This window comes from Acidisoma sp. PAMC 29798 (genome assembly GCF_030252425.1).
Taxonomy (GTDB): Bacteria; Pseudomonadota; Alphaproteobacteria; order Acetobacterales; family Acetobacteraceae; genus Acidisoma; species Acidisoma cladoniae.
The window spans coordinates 98,129-114,663 of the sequence record NZ_CP126996.1; the positions used below are offsets into that span (position 1 = coordinate 98,129).

The 16,535-nt window shown below is 61.3% G+C and carries 10 protein-coding genes and 8 pseudogenes; 8 read left to right on the forward strand and 10 right to left on the reverse strand.

Going from position 1 to position 16,535, the window contains the following annotated elements; genetic code table 11:
• Positions 1-84 precede the first annotated feature (84 nt).
• Positions 85-850 (forward strand): annotated as a pseudogene (locus QP803_RS23230) (IS6 family transposase).
• A gap of 95 nt (positions 851-945) precedes the next feature.
• Here QP803_RS23230 and QP803_RS23235 read toward each other — a convergent pair.
• Positions 946-2,529, reverse strand: a complete 1,584-nt coding sequence (locus QP803_RS23235) for an ISL3 family transposase (protein ID WP_284948191.1) — start codon at positions 2,527-2,529, stop codon at positions 946-948.
• 195 nt (positions 2,530-2,724) lie between these two features.
• Positions 2,725-3,624 (reverse strand): LysR family transcriptional regulator, encoded by a 900-nt coding sequence (locus QP803_RS23240; protein WP_284948192.1) that lies wholly within the window; start codon positions 3,622-3,624, stop codon positions 2,725-2,727.
• Between the two features lie 113 nt (positions 3,625-3,737).
• On the opposite strand from QP803_RS23240, the gene QP803_RS23245 reads away from it, so the two are divergent.
• The 4 genes and pseudogenes from QP803_RS23245 to QP803_RS23260 all read left to right on the forward strand — a co-directional run.
• Entirely contained in the window at positions 3,738-4,478 is a 741-nt protein-coding gene (locus QP803_RS23245) for an SDR family oxidoreductase (RefSeq protein WP_284948193.1), read from the forward strand.
• A 110-nt stretch (positions 4,479-4,588) separates the two neighbouring features.
• Positions 4,589-5,443 (forward strand): annotated as a pseudogene (locus QP803_RS23250) (SDR family NAD(P)-dependent oxidoreductase).
• Between the two features lie 13 nt (positions 5,444-5,456).
• A pseudogene (locus QP803_RS23255) lies at positions 5,457-5,900 on the forward strand (DUF4158 domain-containing protein); the annotation flags it as partial.
• Positions 5,901-6,314: 414 nt separating this feature from the next.
• Positions 6,315-6,584 (forward strand): annotated as a pseudogene (locus QP803_RS23260) (recombinase family protein); the annotation flags it as partial.
• Positions 6,585-6,645: 61 nt separating this feature from the next.
• Here QP803_RS23260 and QP803_RS24240 read toward each other — a convergent pair.
• The 4 genes and pseudogenes from QP803_RS24240 to QP803_RS23275 all read right to left on the reverse strand — a co-directional run.
• A pseudogene (locus QP803_RS24240) lies at positions 6,646-6,765 on the reverse strand (IS5-like element ISMra2 family transposase); the annotation flags it as partial.
• Between the two features lie 93 nt (positions 6,766-6,858).
• The gene (locus QP803_RS23265) at positions 6,859-8,322 is read right to left on the reverse strand and encodes an efflux transporter outer membrane subunit (protein ID WP_284948278.1); all 1,464 of its coding nucleotides are present in this window, start codon (positions 8,320-8,322) and stop codon (positions 6,859-6,861) included.
• Between the two features lie 19 nt (positions 8,323-8,341).
• On the reverse strand, positions 8,342-9,880 hold the full coding sequence (locus tag QP803_RS23270) for a DHA2 family efflux MFS transporter permease subunit (protein ID WP_284948194.1): 1,539 nt from the start codon (positions 9,878-9,880) through the stop codon (positions 8,342-8,344).
• A gap of 1 nt (position 9,881) precedes the next feature.
• Positions 9,882-11,030: an HlyD family secretion protein gene (locus QP803_RS23275; RefSeq protein WP_284948195.1), complete on the reverse strand. Its 1,149-nt coding sequence runs from the start codon at positions 11,028-11,030 to the stop codon at positions 9,882-9,884.
• A 167-nt stretch (positions 11,031-11,197) separates the two neighbouring features.
• Between QP803_RS23275 and QP803_RS23280 the strand changes: the two genes are divergently transcribed.
• Positions 11,198-11,878, forward strand: coding sequence for a TetR/AcrR family transcriptional regulator (locus QP803_RS23280; protein ID WP_284948196.1), 681 nt, complete (start codon positions 11,198-11,200; stop codon positions 11,876-11,878).
• A gap of 3 nt (positions 11,879-11,881) precedes the next feature.
• On the opposite strand, the pseudogene QP803_RS23285 reads toward QP803_RS23280, so the two are convergent.
• Both QP803_RS23285 and QP803_RS23290 read right to left on the reverse strand, forming a co-directional pair.
• A pseudogene (locus QP803_RS23285) lies at positions 11,882-12,107 on the reverse strand (IS3 family transposase); the annotation flags it as partial.
• Positions 12,108-12,215: 108 nt separating this feature from the next.
• A pseudogene (locus tag QP803_RS23290) lies at positions 12,216-13,356 on the reverse strand (IS3 family transposase).
• Between the two features lie 257 nt (positions 13,357-13,613).
• Between QP803_RS23290 and QP803_RS23295 the strand changes: the two are divergent.
• Positions 13,614-13,781 (forward strand): annotated as a pseudogene (locus QP803_RS23295) (ATP-binding protein); the annotation flags it as partial.
• Positions 13,782-13,960: 179 nt separating this feature from the next.
• On the forward strand, positions 13,961-15,535 hold the full coding sequence (locus QP803_RS23300; RefSeq protein ID WP_284948279.1) for an ISL3 family transposase: 1,575 nt from the start codon (positions 13,961-13,963) through the stop codon (positions 15,533-15,535).
• Positions 15,536-15,594: 59 nt separating this feature from the next.
• Here the strand turns inward: QP803_RS23300 and QP803_RS23305 are convergent, their stop codons facing one another.
• A complete protein-coding gene (locus tag QP803_RS23305) occupies positions 15,595-16,104 on the reverse strand; it encodes a DUF4142 domain-containing protein (protein ID WP_350356117.1) in 510 nt (169 codons plus the stop codon).
• Between the two features lie 167 nt (positions 16,105-16,271).
• Entirely contained in the window at positions 16,272-16,529 is a 258-nt protein-coding gene (locus QP803_RS23310) for a hypothetical protein (RefSeq protein ID WP_284948197.1), read from the reverse strand.
• Between the last annotated feature and the right edge of the window lie 6 nt (positions 16,530-16,535).

Sequence of the window (16,535 nt, forward strand, 5' to 3'; positions counted from 1 at the left end):
GTTCGAGGCACCAGGCCTTGAAGGGCTCTGTTGCAACCTTCGTCGCCGTAGGTCGGGATGGGCTCCGTGCGGGGGAAGCGGGTCATGTCGGACTTCAAGGGGCGTCACTTCGAGGGTGAGATCGTGCTCTGGGCGGTCCGGTGGTATTGCCGCTATGGGGTGAGCTATCGCGATCTCGAGCAGATGATCGGCGAGCGCGGCGTCTCGGCGGACCATTCGACGATCTACCGGTGGGTTCAGCGGTATGCGCCCGAGATCGAGAAGCGGCTGCGCTGGCAGTGGCGCGGGCCGCGTTCAGCGAGCTGGCGGGTCGACGAGACTTACGTGAAGGTTCGGGGGCAGTGGGCGTATCTCTATCGAGCCCTCGACAAACACGGGAACACCATCGAGTTCTACCTTTCGCCCCCGCGCAACACCGCGGCGGCCAAGCGCTTCCTCGGCAAGGCGTTGACTGGCCTCAAGGACTGGGAGAAGCCCTCCGTCATCAACACCGACAAGGCGCCGACCTACGCCGCCGCTCTGGCCGAGCTGAAGGCGAAGGGCAGGTGTCCGGCTGATACGCTGCATCGGCAGGTTAAGTATTTGAACAACGTCATCGAGGCCGCCACGGCAAGCTGAAGCAGCTAATCCGGCCGGTCCGACGCTTCAAGACGCTGAAGACGGCCTACGCGACGATCAAGGGCTTCGAGGTGATGCGCGCGCTTCGCAAGGACAGGCGTCAGCCTTTAACGTCACCCGCGACATTCGCGGGGAGGCCCGCATCGTCGAGCGAGCTTTCGGCCTCGGCGCGTCCGCCCTGGCCGAGGCAGCGCAGTTTCTCAACGAGCGGCTCCAGCTCGAAGCGGCTTGACCAGCCAACCCGACGATCAATAGTCACCTTCGCGCGCCCTCGACCAAGCTTTGCAACAGTGCCGTCCTGCCTGGTTCTCGGTGCAGGCAACGCATTCAGAACGGAAGAACCCGAGCTCGCAACAATTCCACTCCCGCGCGGCCATACATGGAGCGCTTCAGGGTCTTCAGTCGGCTGATCTGGCCCTCTGTCTGGCCGTTGCTCCAGGGGAGCGTGAGCGCGTTCGTCACCGCGTCCAAATCGTTTTGCAGCATTCGGGCGAAGCGCTGCATCCCGTATATTCGGCAGTCGTGTGCGTCCTTGAGCCATCGACCAAGCGCGTCGATGTTTCGGCTACGCAGGATGCCTCGAAATCGCATCGCGAGCTGCCGCATCACCACGAACTCTGGCGAATTCGCCTTGAGCGCATCGACCGTTGCCCTTTGACGGACCGATAGCAGCGGGCGGGGCTTGATACACAATGCGCCCGCCGTCAGGGGCGAGAGGGGCCGACCGGTGGTAGGGTCGCGAGGCAACGGTATTGATGACGGGGGCGGCTGTCGCGCGTTTCCCTGGCCTTTGCTGCTTGTCTTGCTTCGCCATGGCGCAAGAAGGCGTGCCAAATGCGTGTAGCATCCCGTGTACCCGAGACCTTTGATCTCAGTGAACAGGCGGGTCGCGAGTGTGCAACCCTCTTTCGAGCGACGGGCCAGGTAGTCGTGGAAGTGTCCCGGTGAACGCGGTGACCTGGCGATCGCATTGCGCGGTGGCAGTCGCTCGAGCCTCACCCAGCGGTCCACGCGTCGATGGCTGAGGCCGAGTTCCTCGCAAATCGTCGTTGCAGTCTTGCCGGCGTCGTAGAGGGCACGAACCTGCGCAAACAGGTCTTCCCGCACGCCGTGGAGACCGGCCCTGGTATCTGCCGCTTCGGCCGCGACGGAGGCGCCCCGTCGAAGTGGTCTGCCCAAGCGGCCCAACTGCTGCTCGATCCGCTCGCGCAGGTTCTGCAGCAGGTGGAAGCGGTCGGCAACCTGGACCGCTTGCGGGGCACCATCACGCGCCCCCTCGGCATAAAGACCATGACGTTCACGGCTGACGACTTCGACTCCCGGATACGCACGCAGCCACGCTGCGGTGCTGGTCGAGCTTCGGTCTGACAGGATGTCCACCACGCGTCGCCGCTCCAGGTCCACCATGATCGTTCCGTAGGTCTGTCCCTTGGTCCAGGACCAGTCGTCGATCCCGACCACTCGGAGCGAGGCTCGCGGTGATCTGGCGCGGGAGCGACGTTTGAGATGATGCAGAACGGTATCATCGCTGGCCTGAAGACCGAGCTTTGATAGGATGCGCTCAGCGGGTTTGCCACCTGCGGCATGCCCGAGCGCCTGCAGGATGTCGACGACCTGGCACGTGCGTCGGACCAGAGGCTCAGCTAGCCCAGCCGGCTGCTCGGCAAATATCTTCTGGTCGCAAGTGGCCTCGCGACATCGCAGGCGGGCGACCCGAAGGCGAACGACGACCGGGATGCCATGCATTGGAAGGTCTCGTAGCCGCCGCCAGTAACTGCTGTGCCGAGCCTTCGAGCGACAGCCGCAGGCCGGACACAGGCCGTCGCCAGGCGCAGACACGACCCATTCCGCACCAACTCGCTCAGCGCCCAGCACATGGATTCCGAGACCGAAGGCGAACATAGCTTTCATCTTCTTCTCCTTCCCTATCTCAGAGCAAGATCTCCTAACTCGTCACGACCTGCACCGAGAACGAGGCAGGACCTCGTGTCTGTGCCAGGAATGGCGGACACATCCGGGGTGGCCGGTCATGGATCGTTTGACGGACAACAGTCGAACTGTATCTGCGGGATACCTTGGTGAAACCGGCTAGGATCGGTGCCCTCCTCACTCGGCCACCGTTTCGTTTCTGATGCTGGTGAACAACCAGTTCAGGAAGGCTCCCAGCCGCGGGGAGAGCTGCTTGGCACGGGGATAGAGCACCGACACAGGTAACGGCGACGGTGGGGTGTCTGTCAGCACCGGTATCAGTGCCCCGCGACGGAAATCCTTCTCCAATCGGTAGCGCGGCGCCTGCATCAACCCCAACCCCATGCGCGCGGCCGCTGCATAGGTCTCTGCGCCGCTTACCGTGACGCTCGTCGGCAGGATGACAGTGCGCGTCATGCCGCTGCTGATGAACTCCAGGGGCAGCACGCTGCCGGTCGCCGACGAGTGGAAGCCGACCATGCGCTGCCCGTCCAGGGCGTCGAGATCTTGAGGGATGCCGTGGCGCGCGAGATAGGAGGGAGACGCGCACGTCGTCTCTTCGAGCGTCGTCAGACGACGTGTGATCAGGTCGCTGTCGGGCAGGCGCCCGACGCGGATGGCGCAGTCCACGCCATCGCGCACCAAGTCGACGTAGCGGTCGCCCTCGCTGATGAACAGCTCGACACCAGGATATTCGGCCAGGAAGCCCGGCAGGTGCGGCACGATGAAGTGGCTCGCCATCGTCCCATGCACGTTCACGTGCAGCAGCCCTTGCGGCTTGGCCCCGGTCAGGGCGCCCTCCGCGTCCTCCAGCTCGGCGATCAGACGCAGGCATCGCTGGTAGTAGGCTTCCCCGTCGAGCGTCGGGCTGACATGTCGCGTCGTTCGCTGCAGGAGTGGAACGCCAAGGCGGGCCTCCAAGGCCTTCACGGCGTCGGTCACGGAGGAGCGCGGCAAGCCGAGGTCTTCGGCTGCGTGGGTGAAGCTCCTGCGCTCCACGATCCGGGTGAACACCCGCATGGCATCGAAGCGATCCATTGTTCGGCCTGTCGGATTGTGATGCCGGATCATACCCGATTATGCGCGCGGACGGGAGCGCCATGTCTGATGCGGTCCAGCCGCCGTCCCGCGGAAAACCAGGAGAAGGCATCATGAGCAGCACATCCCAGAAGGTCGCGATCGTCACGGGCGCATCGGGTGGTATCGGCGCTGCCGTGTCCGAACGGCTGGCCAAGGACGGCTTCACCGTCGTCGTGAACTATGTCGGCAACGCCGCGGGCGCCGAAGCCTTGGTGCGCAAGATCGAGGCGGCCGGGGGCCGGGCCACGACGGCGCAGGCCGATGTATCCGACGCCGCCGCGGTTGTCCGCATGTTCGACGCGGCCGAGGCTGCTTTCGGTGGCGTGGACGTGCTCGTCAACAATGGCGGCATCATGAAGCTGTCGCCGATGGCCGAGACCGACGATGCCCTGTTCGACCAGCAGGTTGCCGTCAACCTCAAGGGTGTGTTCAACGGCCTTCGCGAAGCGGCCCGGCGCCTGCGCAACGGCGGGCGCATCGTGAGCTTCTCCTCGAGCGTCGTGGGCCTCTACCAGCCCACCTACGGCATCTATGCGGCAACAAAAGCCGGCGTCGAGGCCATGACGCACATCCTGTCCAAGGAGCTGCGGGGCCGCGACATCACGGTCAACGCCATCGCCCCCGGTCCCGTCGCGACCAAGCTGTTCCTGGACGGCAAGCCGAAGGAGGCGGTCGAAGGCGCGGCAAAGATGTCCCCTCTCGGACGGCTGGGCGAGCCCGACGACATCGCCCGCGCAGTCTCGTTCCTCGTCGGCCCAGACGGTGCCTGGATCAACGGCCAGATCCTGCGCGCGAACGGCGGCGTCATCTGATCGCCTTCGTGCGGTCCCCCGCTCATCGCTGACCAACCGTCCCGATAGGAGAGTCTCGCATATCCCGATCCGTGATCCTCGTCACCGGCGCCTCGTCCGGCTTCGGCCTTATGACAGCCAAGGCCCTGGCCGAAGCCGGCCACACCACCTCCGCGTCGATGCGCGACACCGGCGGCAAGGGGGCGGCCCTCGTCACCGAGCTTTCGGCGTGGGGAAAGCAGCGCCACGCCGACCTCCGCACCGTGGAGCTGGACGTGCAGTCCGACGCGTCGGTGGACGCGGCCGTGTCCCATGTGCTGGCGGAGGCTGGACGGCTGGACGTGGTCGTCCACAACGCCGGGCACATGGTGTTCGGCCCTGCCGAGGCCTTCACGCCTGAGCAGTTGGCGCAGCAATACGATGTCAACGTGCTTGGCACCCAGCGGCTGAACCGCGCCGCCCTGCCGCACATGCGCTAGCGGCGGCAGGGGCTGCTGGTGTGGGTCGGCTCGTCCTCGAACACGGAGCGGCACCCCGCCCTTCCTGGGGCCTTACTTCGCGGCCAAGGCGGCGATGGATGCGCTTGCGGTGTCTTATGCGGGCGAACTGGCGCGCTGGGGGGGGTGGAGACCACCATCGTCGTTCCGAGATCGTTCACCACGGGCACCAACCACTTCTCTAATGCGGGCAAGCCGTCCGACATGGCCCGGGCGGCGGAGTACGAGGATGGCCTCTACGCTGGGGTGTCCGATCAGGCGCTGAAGGGACTGGCTGCCGTCTCGCCCGAGGACGCCGACCCGGACGAGGTAGGGCGCGCCATCGTGCGGGTCGTGGACACCTCCTTCGGCAAGCGTCCCTTCCGGGTTCACATCGACCCGGCGCAGGACGGCGCTGAGGTCGTCAACGGTGTCGCCGATCGTATGCGCCGGGAGATGTTCCGCGACATTGGCCTAGCCGACTTGCTGACACCGCGCACCAGGAACTGATCGGCGGTGCTGCGTGTCGGCCATTCACGAGGGCATCTGGGATCTGGTTCCGGCGGATCGCCTCCTGGTTGAGGCCAAACGCTGGACCAACCGGCTGCGCTTCCCCGTCATGCTGCTGTTCTTCCGCGCCCGGGACCGCTTCCCGCGCGTCGCGGCCGAGCTGGACGGGGCCGCGGTGGCGGAGCTGGCGCGCGCCCTTGGCGTGCCGGAGCCGAGCATCGCCGAACCGTTGCTGCCCGATGCTGCCGACCGCACGGCGGAGCGGCAGCGCGCCGAAATACGCACCCTGTTCGGTTTCCGCGAGGCGAGCGCCGCCGACGCGGCGGCGCTCGGCACATGGCTGCGCGACAAGGCCCTTACCCGGACTCGCGACCCCGTTGAGCTTGCCGCGGACGCTGAGGCCAAGTGCCGGGCGCTCCGTATCGAGCCGCCCACCCCCGACCGCATCGCGCGCATCGTCCGCACAGCAATGCGGGCCTACGAGGAAGGGCGAATCGCCGCAGTCCATGCCCGGCTGACACCGGCGATGCGCGTGAGCCTGGGCGCCCTGCTGCAGCCTGCCGGACCGAAGGCGACCGGTGATGCCGAGGACGGGGCCGTGCCGGACGGCAGGGTGGACGCTCCCCTCATCTATCTGCGCGCCGGGCCCGGCCGCTCCAGCGTTGCCAGCCTGCGTGAAGAGCTGGCCAGGCTCGGCACAATCCGCTGGATCGGCCTGCTCGCGGAGCTGTTCACGGACTGGAGCCTGCAGGACCTGGAAGCATGCCGCCAGCGCGTGGCCGTCGAGGCGCCCCATGAACTGCGCCGCCATCCGGACGCAGCCCGCCATGTCTGGTTGGCCGCCTATGTCCACCTGCGCGGCCGTGCCGTCACCTACACCGCAGCCGGCAAGGCGTTCCTCGACATGCTGGGCGTGTTCGCCGAGTTCAAGACCAACCTGCGCCGCGAGCTCCAGCTCGAAGGCATCAAGGCCGCGAAAGCCCTTGGTATCTACAAGGGCCGCAAACCCACGATCGATCTGGTTGAGCTGCGGCGTCTGCGCGATGAAGAGAAACTCGGGCCTACCGCCATCGCTCGTCGCCTTGGCATCGGCCGTGCCAGCGTTTACTGCGTACTCGGGACACATAAGCAGCCGGCGTAGCCGCGCGGCTCAGGCAGCGCGCTTACTTTGCGGCTGGTAGCAGCGCTGTTGGGTGAGGCCCATAAAGCATGCCGTTGAGGAACCGCCGATTGTCTTGCGCCGGTCGTGACCGGCGGCCCCGCTCAGGCGGCAACAGCTCGCCGATGATTGCCCATTCTTGGTCCGCCAGATCGCCGCGCACGCGCCAGTCTCCGCAAAGACCAGCCTTGAATCACAGCTTCTCTCGATAGGGAAGACCTTTTGTCAACAGAACCTAGAACATTTTGAGGCTCGATTAGGTTCCTGTGCTGGCGTTTATTTGATCGTTTATATCCCAGCCTCCGCCCAAAGCCTTATACAATGAGACCAGATTTGTTGCGATAGTCTGCCGGCTACTTGCTTGCTCCTGTTCCGCCGAAAATAAGGATTGTTCCGATGTCAGAACAGAAAGATAATTTGTGAAACCTTGCCGGTATTGGTCATTTGCAATTTTAAGCGCGTGCCGAGAGGCGATTACTTCAGCGTCGAGGTGCGCCTGCCGGCGCTGTTCGTCGTCGTAAGCAGTCAGGGCGTTATCGACGTCACGAAACGCAGAAAGCACCGTTTTTTGATAATCGGCGGCTGACTCATCTAGCTGCGCGCGTCTAAGAGCCAGCGTTCCGCGCAACCGCCCCCCCTCAAAAATTGGGATCGAAACGCTCGGTCCAAACGAATAGGTATTATTAACAATGTTACCTAGCGCGGAAAACGTAGTCGCCTGGATGTCCAAATTACCTGAAAGTGTGACTTTAGGAAGAAAGTCAGCTTCAGCTGCGCCAATAGCTGCGGTCGCAGCATGAAGGTTTGCGCTTGCCTCGCGTATGTCCGGTCGCCGTTCAATAAGCTGTGACGGTAGACCCACCGGCACGCTCGGTGGGACAGGCGGCTCCGCGCCCGGGACTTCGAGTTCAGCGCGAAGCGTCTGCGGATACTCCCCCAACAAAAGGCTAAGTGCATTTATCAGCTGTGCTTGCTGCTGTTCGAGCGGCGGGATTTGGGCGGCGATCGATTCCGCCTGGGCGCGTGATTGTTGCTCGTCGAGGTCGCTGGCGAGCCCCAGATGCGCGCGTTCTGCGGTCAAACTAACGCTGCGCTGTTGGCTTTGCAGATTTTCTCGCGTGATTCGCAACGTGTCCTGGGTACCGCGCAGCTGCAAGTAATCGTTCGCGACCTCGGCGATGGTCGAGAGCATTGTATCGTGCAGCGCCTCTGCCTGCGCCTGCGATGTGGCGCCGGCATTCTCCACCTGGCGCCGCTCACTTCCCCAGAGATCGAGCTCCCACGACGCATCGAAGCCGCTTTGAAACAGATCAAAGGGTGGGATCGCACCAGCACTTGTGGAGCTAGACGGCGGCGAGGCCCCAGAACCGCCGCCTCCGAGAAGACTGTCAACCCCGTTGGGGCTGATCCGTTCGCGGTCGTATGACGCATCCCCATCGATCTTTGGATACTGGTTCGCACTAGTGACCCGCAGTTGGGCACGGCTTTGTAATAATTTGGCCTGTGCTTCCTTGACGTCAAGGTTAGTCTGAATCGCCTCTTTCACTAGATGGTTGAGCACCGGGTCGTTGAAAGACTCCCACCAGCGCGCATTAATATCGTCAGCGACTGGCTTACTTGGAACGGCACTCGTTGTATGTCCCTCTAGCAAACTTGGGGCTGTCATCGATGACGGCGCTTTGAAGTTAGGCCCGACTGTGCAGGCGGTCAAAACCGGCATAACCAGTAAAATATAGTGCCTAATGAGCCGCACTGGAAGTTCCCTTCGGGCGCTTGGGCAGAAAGATACAGAGAGGCGCTACGAGCAATGCGATTGTCCCCAGGACAGCAAAGACATCGAGATAGCTCATCATCAAAGCCTGATTTTGGACCTGCCCAGCGATCGCGGTTAGCGAAGACGTGATGTCGTAGCCCGTATAGGGCGTAACGTGCTGCGCTAGGATTGCATGATGCATTTGCGTGTGTTGATCCAGCAACGTGGTCGAAAGTGACACGCCGACACTGCCTCCTAGATTGCGCATCATGTTTGATAGAGCCGAGGCATTGCCGGTCTGGTTTGGCGGTACGCCGATAAATTGAATCGATGTCAGCGGCACCATAAGGAACGGCATCCACATGATCTGCGATGCGCGCACGGTGGAGGCCGCGCCAAAATTCATCGACAGGTCAAGACCGGTGGCGTGCCAAAGCGCGATACCCGTCCCCGTCATGGCGATGAAAACCAGCCATTTTGGCTGCACGATGTTACTGAGGATGCCGGCAAAGGGCAGCACCAGCAATGTCAGCATGCCGCCGACAGCGAGGGTTAAACCTGCCGTCGTAGCGTCGTAACCCAGCAGCGACTGTGTCAATTGCGGCAACAGCTCCGTGGTGCTGTTGATCATGAATCCAACGACGAAAAGCATAAGCGCGCTAATCGCGAACGACCGTATGCTGAACAGCCGCAGATTGACGATCGGGTGGTCGTTCAACAGCTCCCACACCACCAGGCTGATCAGCCCGACCGCCGCAATCACGGAGAGCGCCACAATGAAGGTGGAGGAGAAACCATCGTCCCGGTCATACCGGTCCAGCACAATCTGCAATGCACCCAGACCAATCACGACCAAGGCGAACCCGACATAATCGATTTTCAAACCATGGGAGAGCAGCGCCTCACGGTCTTTCTTGACTTGGGGGCTGTCGCTGACGAAACGCCATGTAAGCAAAAGCGAGATTATACCAACCGGAAGATTGATGAAAAAGACACAGTTCCAGGAATAATGGTCGGTCACCCACCCACCCACCAGGGGCCCAATGGCGGGCGCCGTAATAATCGTCAAGCCGTAAATCGCGAACGCCAAGGGGCGCTTTCGTTCGGGAAAGGTGTCAGCAAAAATACTTTGCTCGACGGGGGCAAGGCCGCCACCGCCGATACCTTGCAGCACACGAAACGCCAGCATCATGGGTAACGAGGTGGCAAAACCGCAGGCAACGGAGCTTACGGTAAACAGCGTTACGCACAGCATGTAAAACCGTTTGCGGCCAATCACTTGCGCCAGCCAGCCGCTGATCGGAAGAACGATGGCATTGCTCACCAAATAACTGGTCAGGATATAAGTGCTTTCGTCTTCACTCGAGCCCAGGGCTCCTGCGATATGGGTGAGCGAGACATTGGCGATGGTGGTGTCAAGCACCTCCATAAATGTAGCTATCGAAACAATGATCGCAATCAGCCAGGGGTTATATGCTCCGGCGGCAGAACGCGGTAACTCCGCGTACGGATCGGGCCGTGCCATCTTAACGCACTGTGACTTCGGGAATCACGGACATGCCTGGTGCGAGAGGATAATTATGCCAGTCATCACCATCAAAAACAATTTTTACAGGCACCCTTTGCACGACCTTCACGTAATTTCCGGTCGCGTTTTCGGCCGGCAGCGTACTGAAAAACGATCCCGTGCCGCGTTGTAGACTTTCTATATGGCCGTGCAGAGGGTGGCCCGGATAGGCATCGACTGTTACGGTGACTAGCTGCCCAACTCGCATGTGCGTGAGCTGTGTTTCCTTGAAATTTGCTGTCACCCAGACCCTGCTGGGGACAATGGCTAACAAAGCCTGTCCTGGCATTACATAATTGCCGACATCGACCGAACGCTGCGTAATTCGTCCTGCCACCGGTGCGCAGATATGAGTATAACTAAGCTGAAGCTCAGCATTTTTGACCGATTCGGCGGCTTGACGTGACGAAGCATCGGCCGCGTCAATTTTGGCTTGTTGGGCAGCCAGTTGGGCCTGCCCTGCATTGACCGCCTGGCGTGCACTCTCCAATTTTGCGTTCATACCCAACGCTGTCGCCTTGCTTTGATCAAACTGCTGGCGAGAGATCGCATCCGGGCTGCTCGCTTCATAGCGAGCCAGGTCCTGCCGCGCCTGCGTGGCATCGGCCTGGGCCACCAGAACCTGGGCATTATCCTCATTCAAATCCGCTTGCATAGCTTGCAGGTCGGCGCGCGCCTGTGCGGCCTGTGCGGCGGCGTTGGCGGCGTTGGCCTGCGCTTGGCCCAGGCTCACTTCATAATCACGCGGGTCGAGTTCGAGGATGGGTTGCCCGGCTTTCACTTGGTCATTGTCGCCCACCAGAAGGGCCACCACCGGGCCACTCACGCGCGACGCCACTTTGCTTTGGAAACCGTCGATGAAGGCATCGTCGGTACTCTCAAACTGCCTTGCATGGAGCCAGTAGCAGAAACCGAGGACGACAAGTGTGCACACAACCAGCAGAACGCCCCCCGCAATCACAAGACGCTTGCGTTTGGAGGGTGGTGGTTTGCTCACGGCAGGATCGCCTACCCCTGTTTCGATTTCCGTGGCAGGCCCGTGCAAGCTCTGCTCACCTGTGGCATCGCCGGGGGTTTTAAACCGCTGCTGCTGTCCTGCACCGTCCATATTAAGCTCCTGGCTGAAACCGCCCTGCTCACATTATGGGTAGCCATTCCCACAAGTCAACAGAACGGCTACGTTCAGTTCCTATTAAATTCCAAATCTGTTTTGCCGGTAGGTGGATTGGGCGATTTGCGATATAAAGTTCGTAATGAAAGGCGCGTGCAAACAAAATGCCTACACGAAACCGTTTTTCTGCCTCTTCGGCGCCCCAAACTAGGACTCCGCGCGTTGGCCGCCCGCCGAACACGGAAACCGGGGAGGTTGAGGCGCGCATACTGGACGCCGCGACGGCTTTGTTTATGGAACAGGGTTATGAAGGTGTCAGCTTTGAGCAAATTTCCTCGATGGCTCATGCAGGTAAGGCCACGATCTACGCGCGATATGTTAATAAGGAGGCTTTGTTCAGAGCGGTAATCCGGCGTAGCATTGATAAGCGATTGGCGCTGGCTGAAACTGCGGTCGGGACGATCGAAAGCGGTGACAGGCTGACTCAGACCACATTGTTTTTGCTAGACAGGATGTTAACGGCGGAGGCCGTCTCTCTAACCCGCGTGGTCATTGGCGAAGCACCGCGCTTTCCGTCACTGGCTCGATTGGTTGACGAGTTTGGTCGGCAGCGCGCCGTTGAGATTATTTATCGGGTTCTGGCCGCCGAACACCAATCGGGAGTTATCTCTGACGCAAATGTAGATCGGCTTCCTGATAAAGAAACGGCGAGCCGGTTTCTAGAACAGTTATATCCACCCTTGATTTTAAGGGCTTTGATCGGTGAGAATATCGATACAATCAGAAGTGAAATTCCGCGGCGCGTATTGAACACGGTAATACGATTTCGCAGTATGCGAACCTAGAAAATCGGCTATGTTAGCCTTAAAGCGAATGCACGTCTCGCTCACCCCAAACGTCCGGCACGCCAACGCAATGCTGGCACCCCGCCTCGCCACAGCAACTCCGGCCATCTCGCGGCGTTGAGATGGCCGGTCTATTTTTTCCCAGAGCCTTCTTGAGTAGCTCATTTTGCATGCTCAGCTCGGCAAACATCCTCTTTAGACGGCGGTTCTCGTCCTCCATGGCCTTCATTGCTTCGTTCAGGTCGGAGATATCGTCAACTGGTGGCAGGTTGGTCAGCAAAGAGCAGGCATCACCGCCGGGCTGATTGAGCTGCTGCCGGTTTAGTGGACACGCACCTTAGCCTGACGCTTTGTTCCGCTCGAATTCCATAGGGCTGAGATAGCCGATGGTCGAGTGGCGTCGGCGTAAATTATAGAACCGTTCGATGTAGTCGAATACGTCGGCTCGAGCCTGGTCCCTCGTGCGATATACCTTGCGGGCTGTTCGCTCAGTTTTCAGCGAGGAGAAGAAGCTCTCCATTGCCGCATTGTCCCAGACATTCCCTGACCGACTCATGCTGCAACTAACGTTATGATCTGCCAAGAGCTTCTGGAACTGTTCACTGCTGTACTGGCTTCCCTGGTCCGAATGATGCAGCAACGCATCTGGTTTGCCGCGGCGCCAGATCGCCATCATTAACGCGTCGGCCACAAACTGAGCTGTCATTGTGACGCTCATCGACCAGCCCACGACACGACGCGAGAAAAGGTCAATGACGGCAGCCACGTAGAGCCAACCTTCTGCCGTCCAAAGATAGGTGAAGTCGGCGATCCACTTCTGGTTCGGTGCTGTAGCTACGAATTGGCGGTCCAGCACGTTGGCAGCCGCCTCGTTCCGCTCGCCCTTGTCGGATGGCAGGCCTCTGCGGCGCGGTCGGGCCCGTAAGGCTTGCTCGCGCATGAGCCGCTCAATGCGGTGCAAGCCACACACGTCACCCTCGGCCAGGACGTCATGCCAGACGCGCCGGGCGCCATAGGTCCGGTCGCTGCCGACGAAGCTGGCCTTGACGTGCGCGCCGAGAATTTCGTCGCTGCGTGCCCGAGCGCTGGGCGATCGGGTGAGCCAGGCGTGGAATCCACTGCGTGAGACACCGAGCGCCTCGCAAAGCCACCGCACCGGCCAAATCCCTCGATGCTTCGCCACGAAGCCGAATTTCATATCGACTCCCTCGCGAAGTAGGCTTTTTTTAGGATATAGTGCTCCGCCTTGAGCTTGCGACCTCACGCCGCAGACGATCTATCTCCTGCTGATCCGGCTTGAGCTGGCCCTGGCCCGGAAACGCCTGCCCAGGATCCGAGGTAACCTCCTTGATCCATCGTCGCAGAATGCTTTCGCCCACATCCAGGTCCCGGCTGGCCTGCACCAATGAAATCCCACGTTCATTAACTAGCCGGACCGCCTCCAGCTTGAACTCCCGGCTGAACTGTCGTCGCGTCATTTGCATCCTCCAATCTCGCGAAACACCTTAATCTCGGTGTCCACCAAACCGGCAGCAGCTCAGATAGCGGGGGTGCAATCAGCGACCGGAGTGCCGCTCATCGTGACAAGTCGTGGGCCTGGCCGGGAAAATGCGAGCTTTTCTTTATTCCCGCCAGCGGCAATTGAGATGTGCTTGGCGGGCAGCGATTTAGCCGGCGCCCACGACCTAGTCGGCAGTCGAACCGCTCCCTAGAGGGTGTTATGAACCTGCGGCTCCTCTACGAGCAGACCTCGGTGATCGTAACTACGAACCTCGCCTTCGGCGAGTGGCCGAGCATGTTCGGCGACGCCAAGATGACCACGGCCCTACTCGACCGCCTGACCCACCACTGCGACATCGTCGAGACCGGCAACGAGAGCTGGCGCCTCAAGAACTGCGCCTGAGTTCTCCCCCCTCCACCAGAAATCGACACCGCATTGATGTGCAACCCTTCGCCTACGGCTCAGGAGCGCACACCAATACAGCGGCGTCAGCAGAACAAGTGGGGTCCTTTTTGGGCTCTGACTCACTTTTGATTGAATGGGGTGCTGTCTGGCTCGGATCATCGAGGGAGTTCGTTACCATACCCCAAATTTTTCGCGCCACTGCTCTCGTTCCACGCGGTTTCGTCGTCGATGAGGTCACGAGCGATGGCGCGAGCGCGCTGATCACCGTGCGCTCTGTTCAAACCGCGAGCGTCTGTCCTGGGTGTGGAACGCAATCCGGCAGTGTTCATAGCCGATATCATCGGTGCTTGGCGGACCTGCCGATCGCTGGGCGTCCGGTTCGCCTCAGGGTGCGAGCGCGTCGGTTCTATTGTCGGACCGTTCTATGCGGGCGGCGTGTGTTCGCCGAGCGCTTCGACGATGACGTGCTAGTCCCGTGGGCACGCAGAACGGCGCGTCTCGATCATATTGTCCATCATCTTGGTCTGGCACTGGGCGGCCGACCGGCGGCCAGCTTTGCGCGTCGGCTCATGGTGCCGGTCAGCAGGGATACGTTGCTGCGGGTCATCCGCCGACGCGGCAGTCCGCCTTTTGTGCGGCCGACCGTCATCGGGATCGACGACTGGGCGTGGCGGCGCAATCACCGCTACGGAACGCTGATCTGTGATTTGGAGCGGCGGCGAACGATCGCGCTTCTGCCTGATCGTGAGCCCGCGACAGCAAGGGAATGGCTGTCGCAGCAGCCGCAGATCGCAGTGGTTGCGCGCGATCGTGGCGGGGCATACGCCCTCGCCACGGCCAAAGCGTTGCCCGATGCGACCCAGGTTGCCGACCGCTGGCACCTTATGGAAAATGCGAGCCGCGCCTTTCTCGATGCGGTCCGAAAGTCGATACGTCAGATCCGCTCTGTGATCGGCGCGGCCACGATCAACCCCAGCCTGCTCACCGCTGCCGAACGGATCCAATACGAAGGCTATCTCCGCCGAGAAGAAGACAACGCCGCCATTCTCTGCCTGGCCAAGGACGGGATCGCGATCAAGGAGATCATGCGCCGAACCGGATACAGCCGCGGCCTCGTCCGGCGGATCTTGCGTGGACAGCGCTCCGATATCTTCCGCATGCGGGAGAGCTCGCTCGAGCTGTATCTGCCTTGGCTTGACGAGCGCTGGGCCGCTGGTGATCGCAACGCAGCTGCACTTTGGCGGCTGCTGAAGCAGAAGGGTTTTCGCGGTTGCATGCGCGTCGTCAGCGAATGGGCCACGCGTCGGCGCCAAGAGGACAAAACAGATAACGCGCCGAGCCGAACACCTGCGGCACGAACCATTGCGCGGTTGCTGACCATCAGTCGCGATCAGCTGTCGCGGTCCGAAGCGGTCACGGTGGCCGCCATCGAGGCCGGTGTGCCGCTCCTCGTGCAAGCACGCAAGATCGTTGCCGGTTTTCAAGCGATGGTGCGCAAGCGATGCCTGGACATGCTCGACCCATGGTTAGAGCGGGCGCAACCGAGCCTCGTCATGTCGTTCGCCAACGGCGTCCTCAGGGACAAAGCGGCTGTCACCGCTGCGATCACATCGGCCTGGTCAAACGGACAGACCGAGGGTCAGATCACAAAGCTGAAGCTCGTCAAACGCCAGATGTATGGTCGAGGGAAGCTCGATCTCCTTCAGGCGCGCGTTATTGGCCCCTATGAGCTCGACATCCACCAAAAGTGAGTCAGAGCCCCTTTTGCACGCCGATTGACATTCCCACCGCTCGGCGCTGACCTATTCGGTCAGGGACCAAAGGCATCCAACTCTCCAATATGACGCAGGACGATACGGTGGGTTTCCGCGGCAAAGGCCCGGAGTTTCGGGTCGCTGCCGGATTTTGCCTCCACGGCGAAGGCGGCGCCGTCCTTTACATGGATGACTTTCATTTCGGCTAGGTACGCAGCGTCGAAGGCGCGGCCAGATGTGCCTCTCAGGCTATCGAGTTCGTGCTGGAACTCGGCGTTCAAAGTGTCTGGGAAGGTGACTCCTGCCGCGGTGGCGATCGTCTTGAGCTTCGCGCCAACCAGAGTGTGGTCATGCGCTTCGGTCGCTCCCTGGTCCCGTATGTCCTGGGTGTTACCCTGAGCAGCCCCCGCTTCTCCGGCCGCGACCTCGAACATGCCCCCCTGGCTCACCTTCGCAATGAAGGTTCGGTCCTCTGACGAGACCATATTTGCCGCATGGGCGCAGTTTAGGCTGAACATGGCGGATAGGAGCAGTGCCGGGAAAATATATCGCAAAGCGACCTCCATAGGTTTTTCGCGTCACTTATCTGGTCACGAATGCCGCTGCGCCTACCCTCCGCGATATCCACAAATATCGGAAGGCGGCCGCTGCCGGAGGGATACGGCGCTATCCATGCAGGCACGGCTCCAATCTAGCCGCTCTGCCTGATGGAGACGCGTCAGATTGGCCCGCCTCATAATCGCCACTCCAGGCAGCTTGTGACGGAGGTCGCGACGACGCTGGTGACGAGGGTGGTGGCCGCGATGAGGGCGACGGTATTGAGCAGTAACTGCGCGACCAGCGGGCGAAACAGCAGCAGACGTGCATCGGAAAAGCCGACGTCGAGTGCGAGGCCGCCTGTCCAGACGATGGGAACCAGAACGAGCAGACCCGCGAGGAGACCGGCCGCCAGGAGGGCGGCCGGGGGACGACGCGTCGGTGTCCAACGCACGCGAAG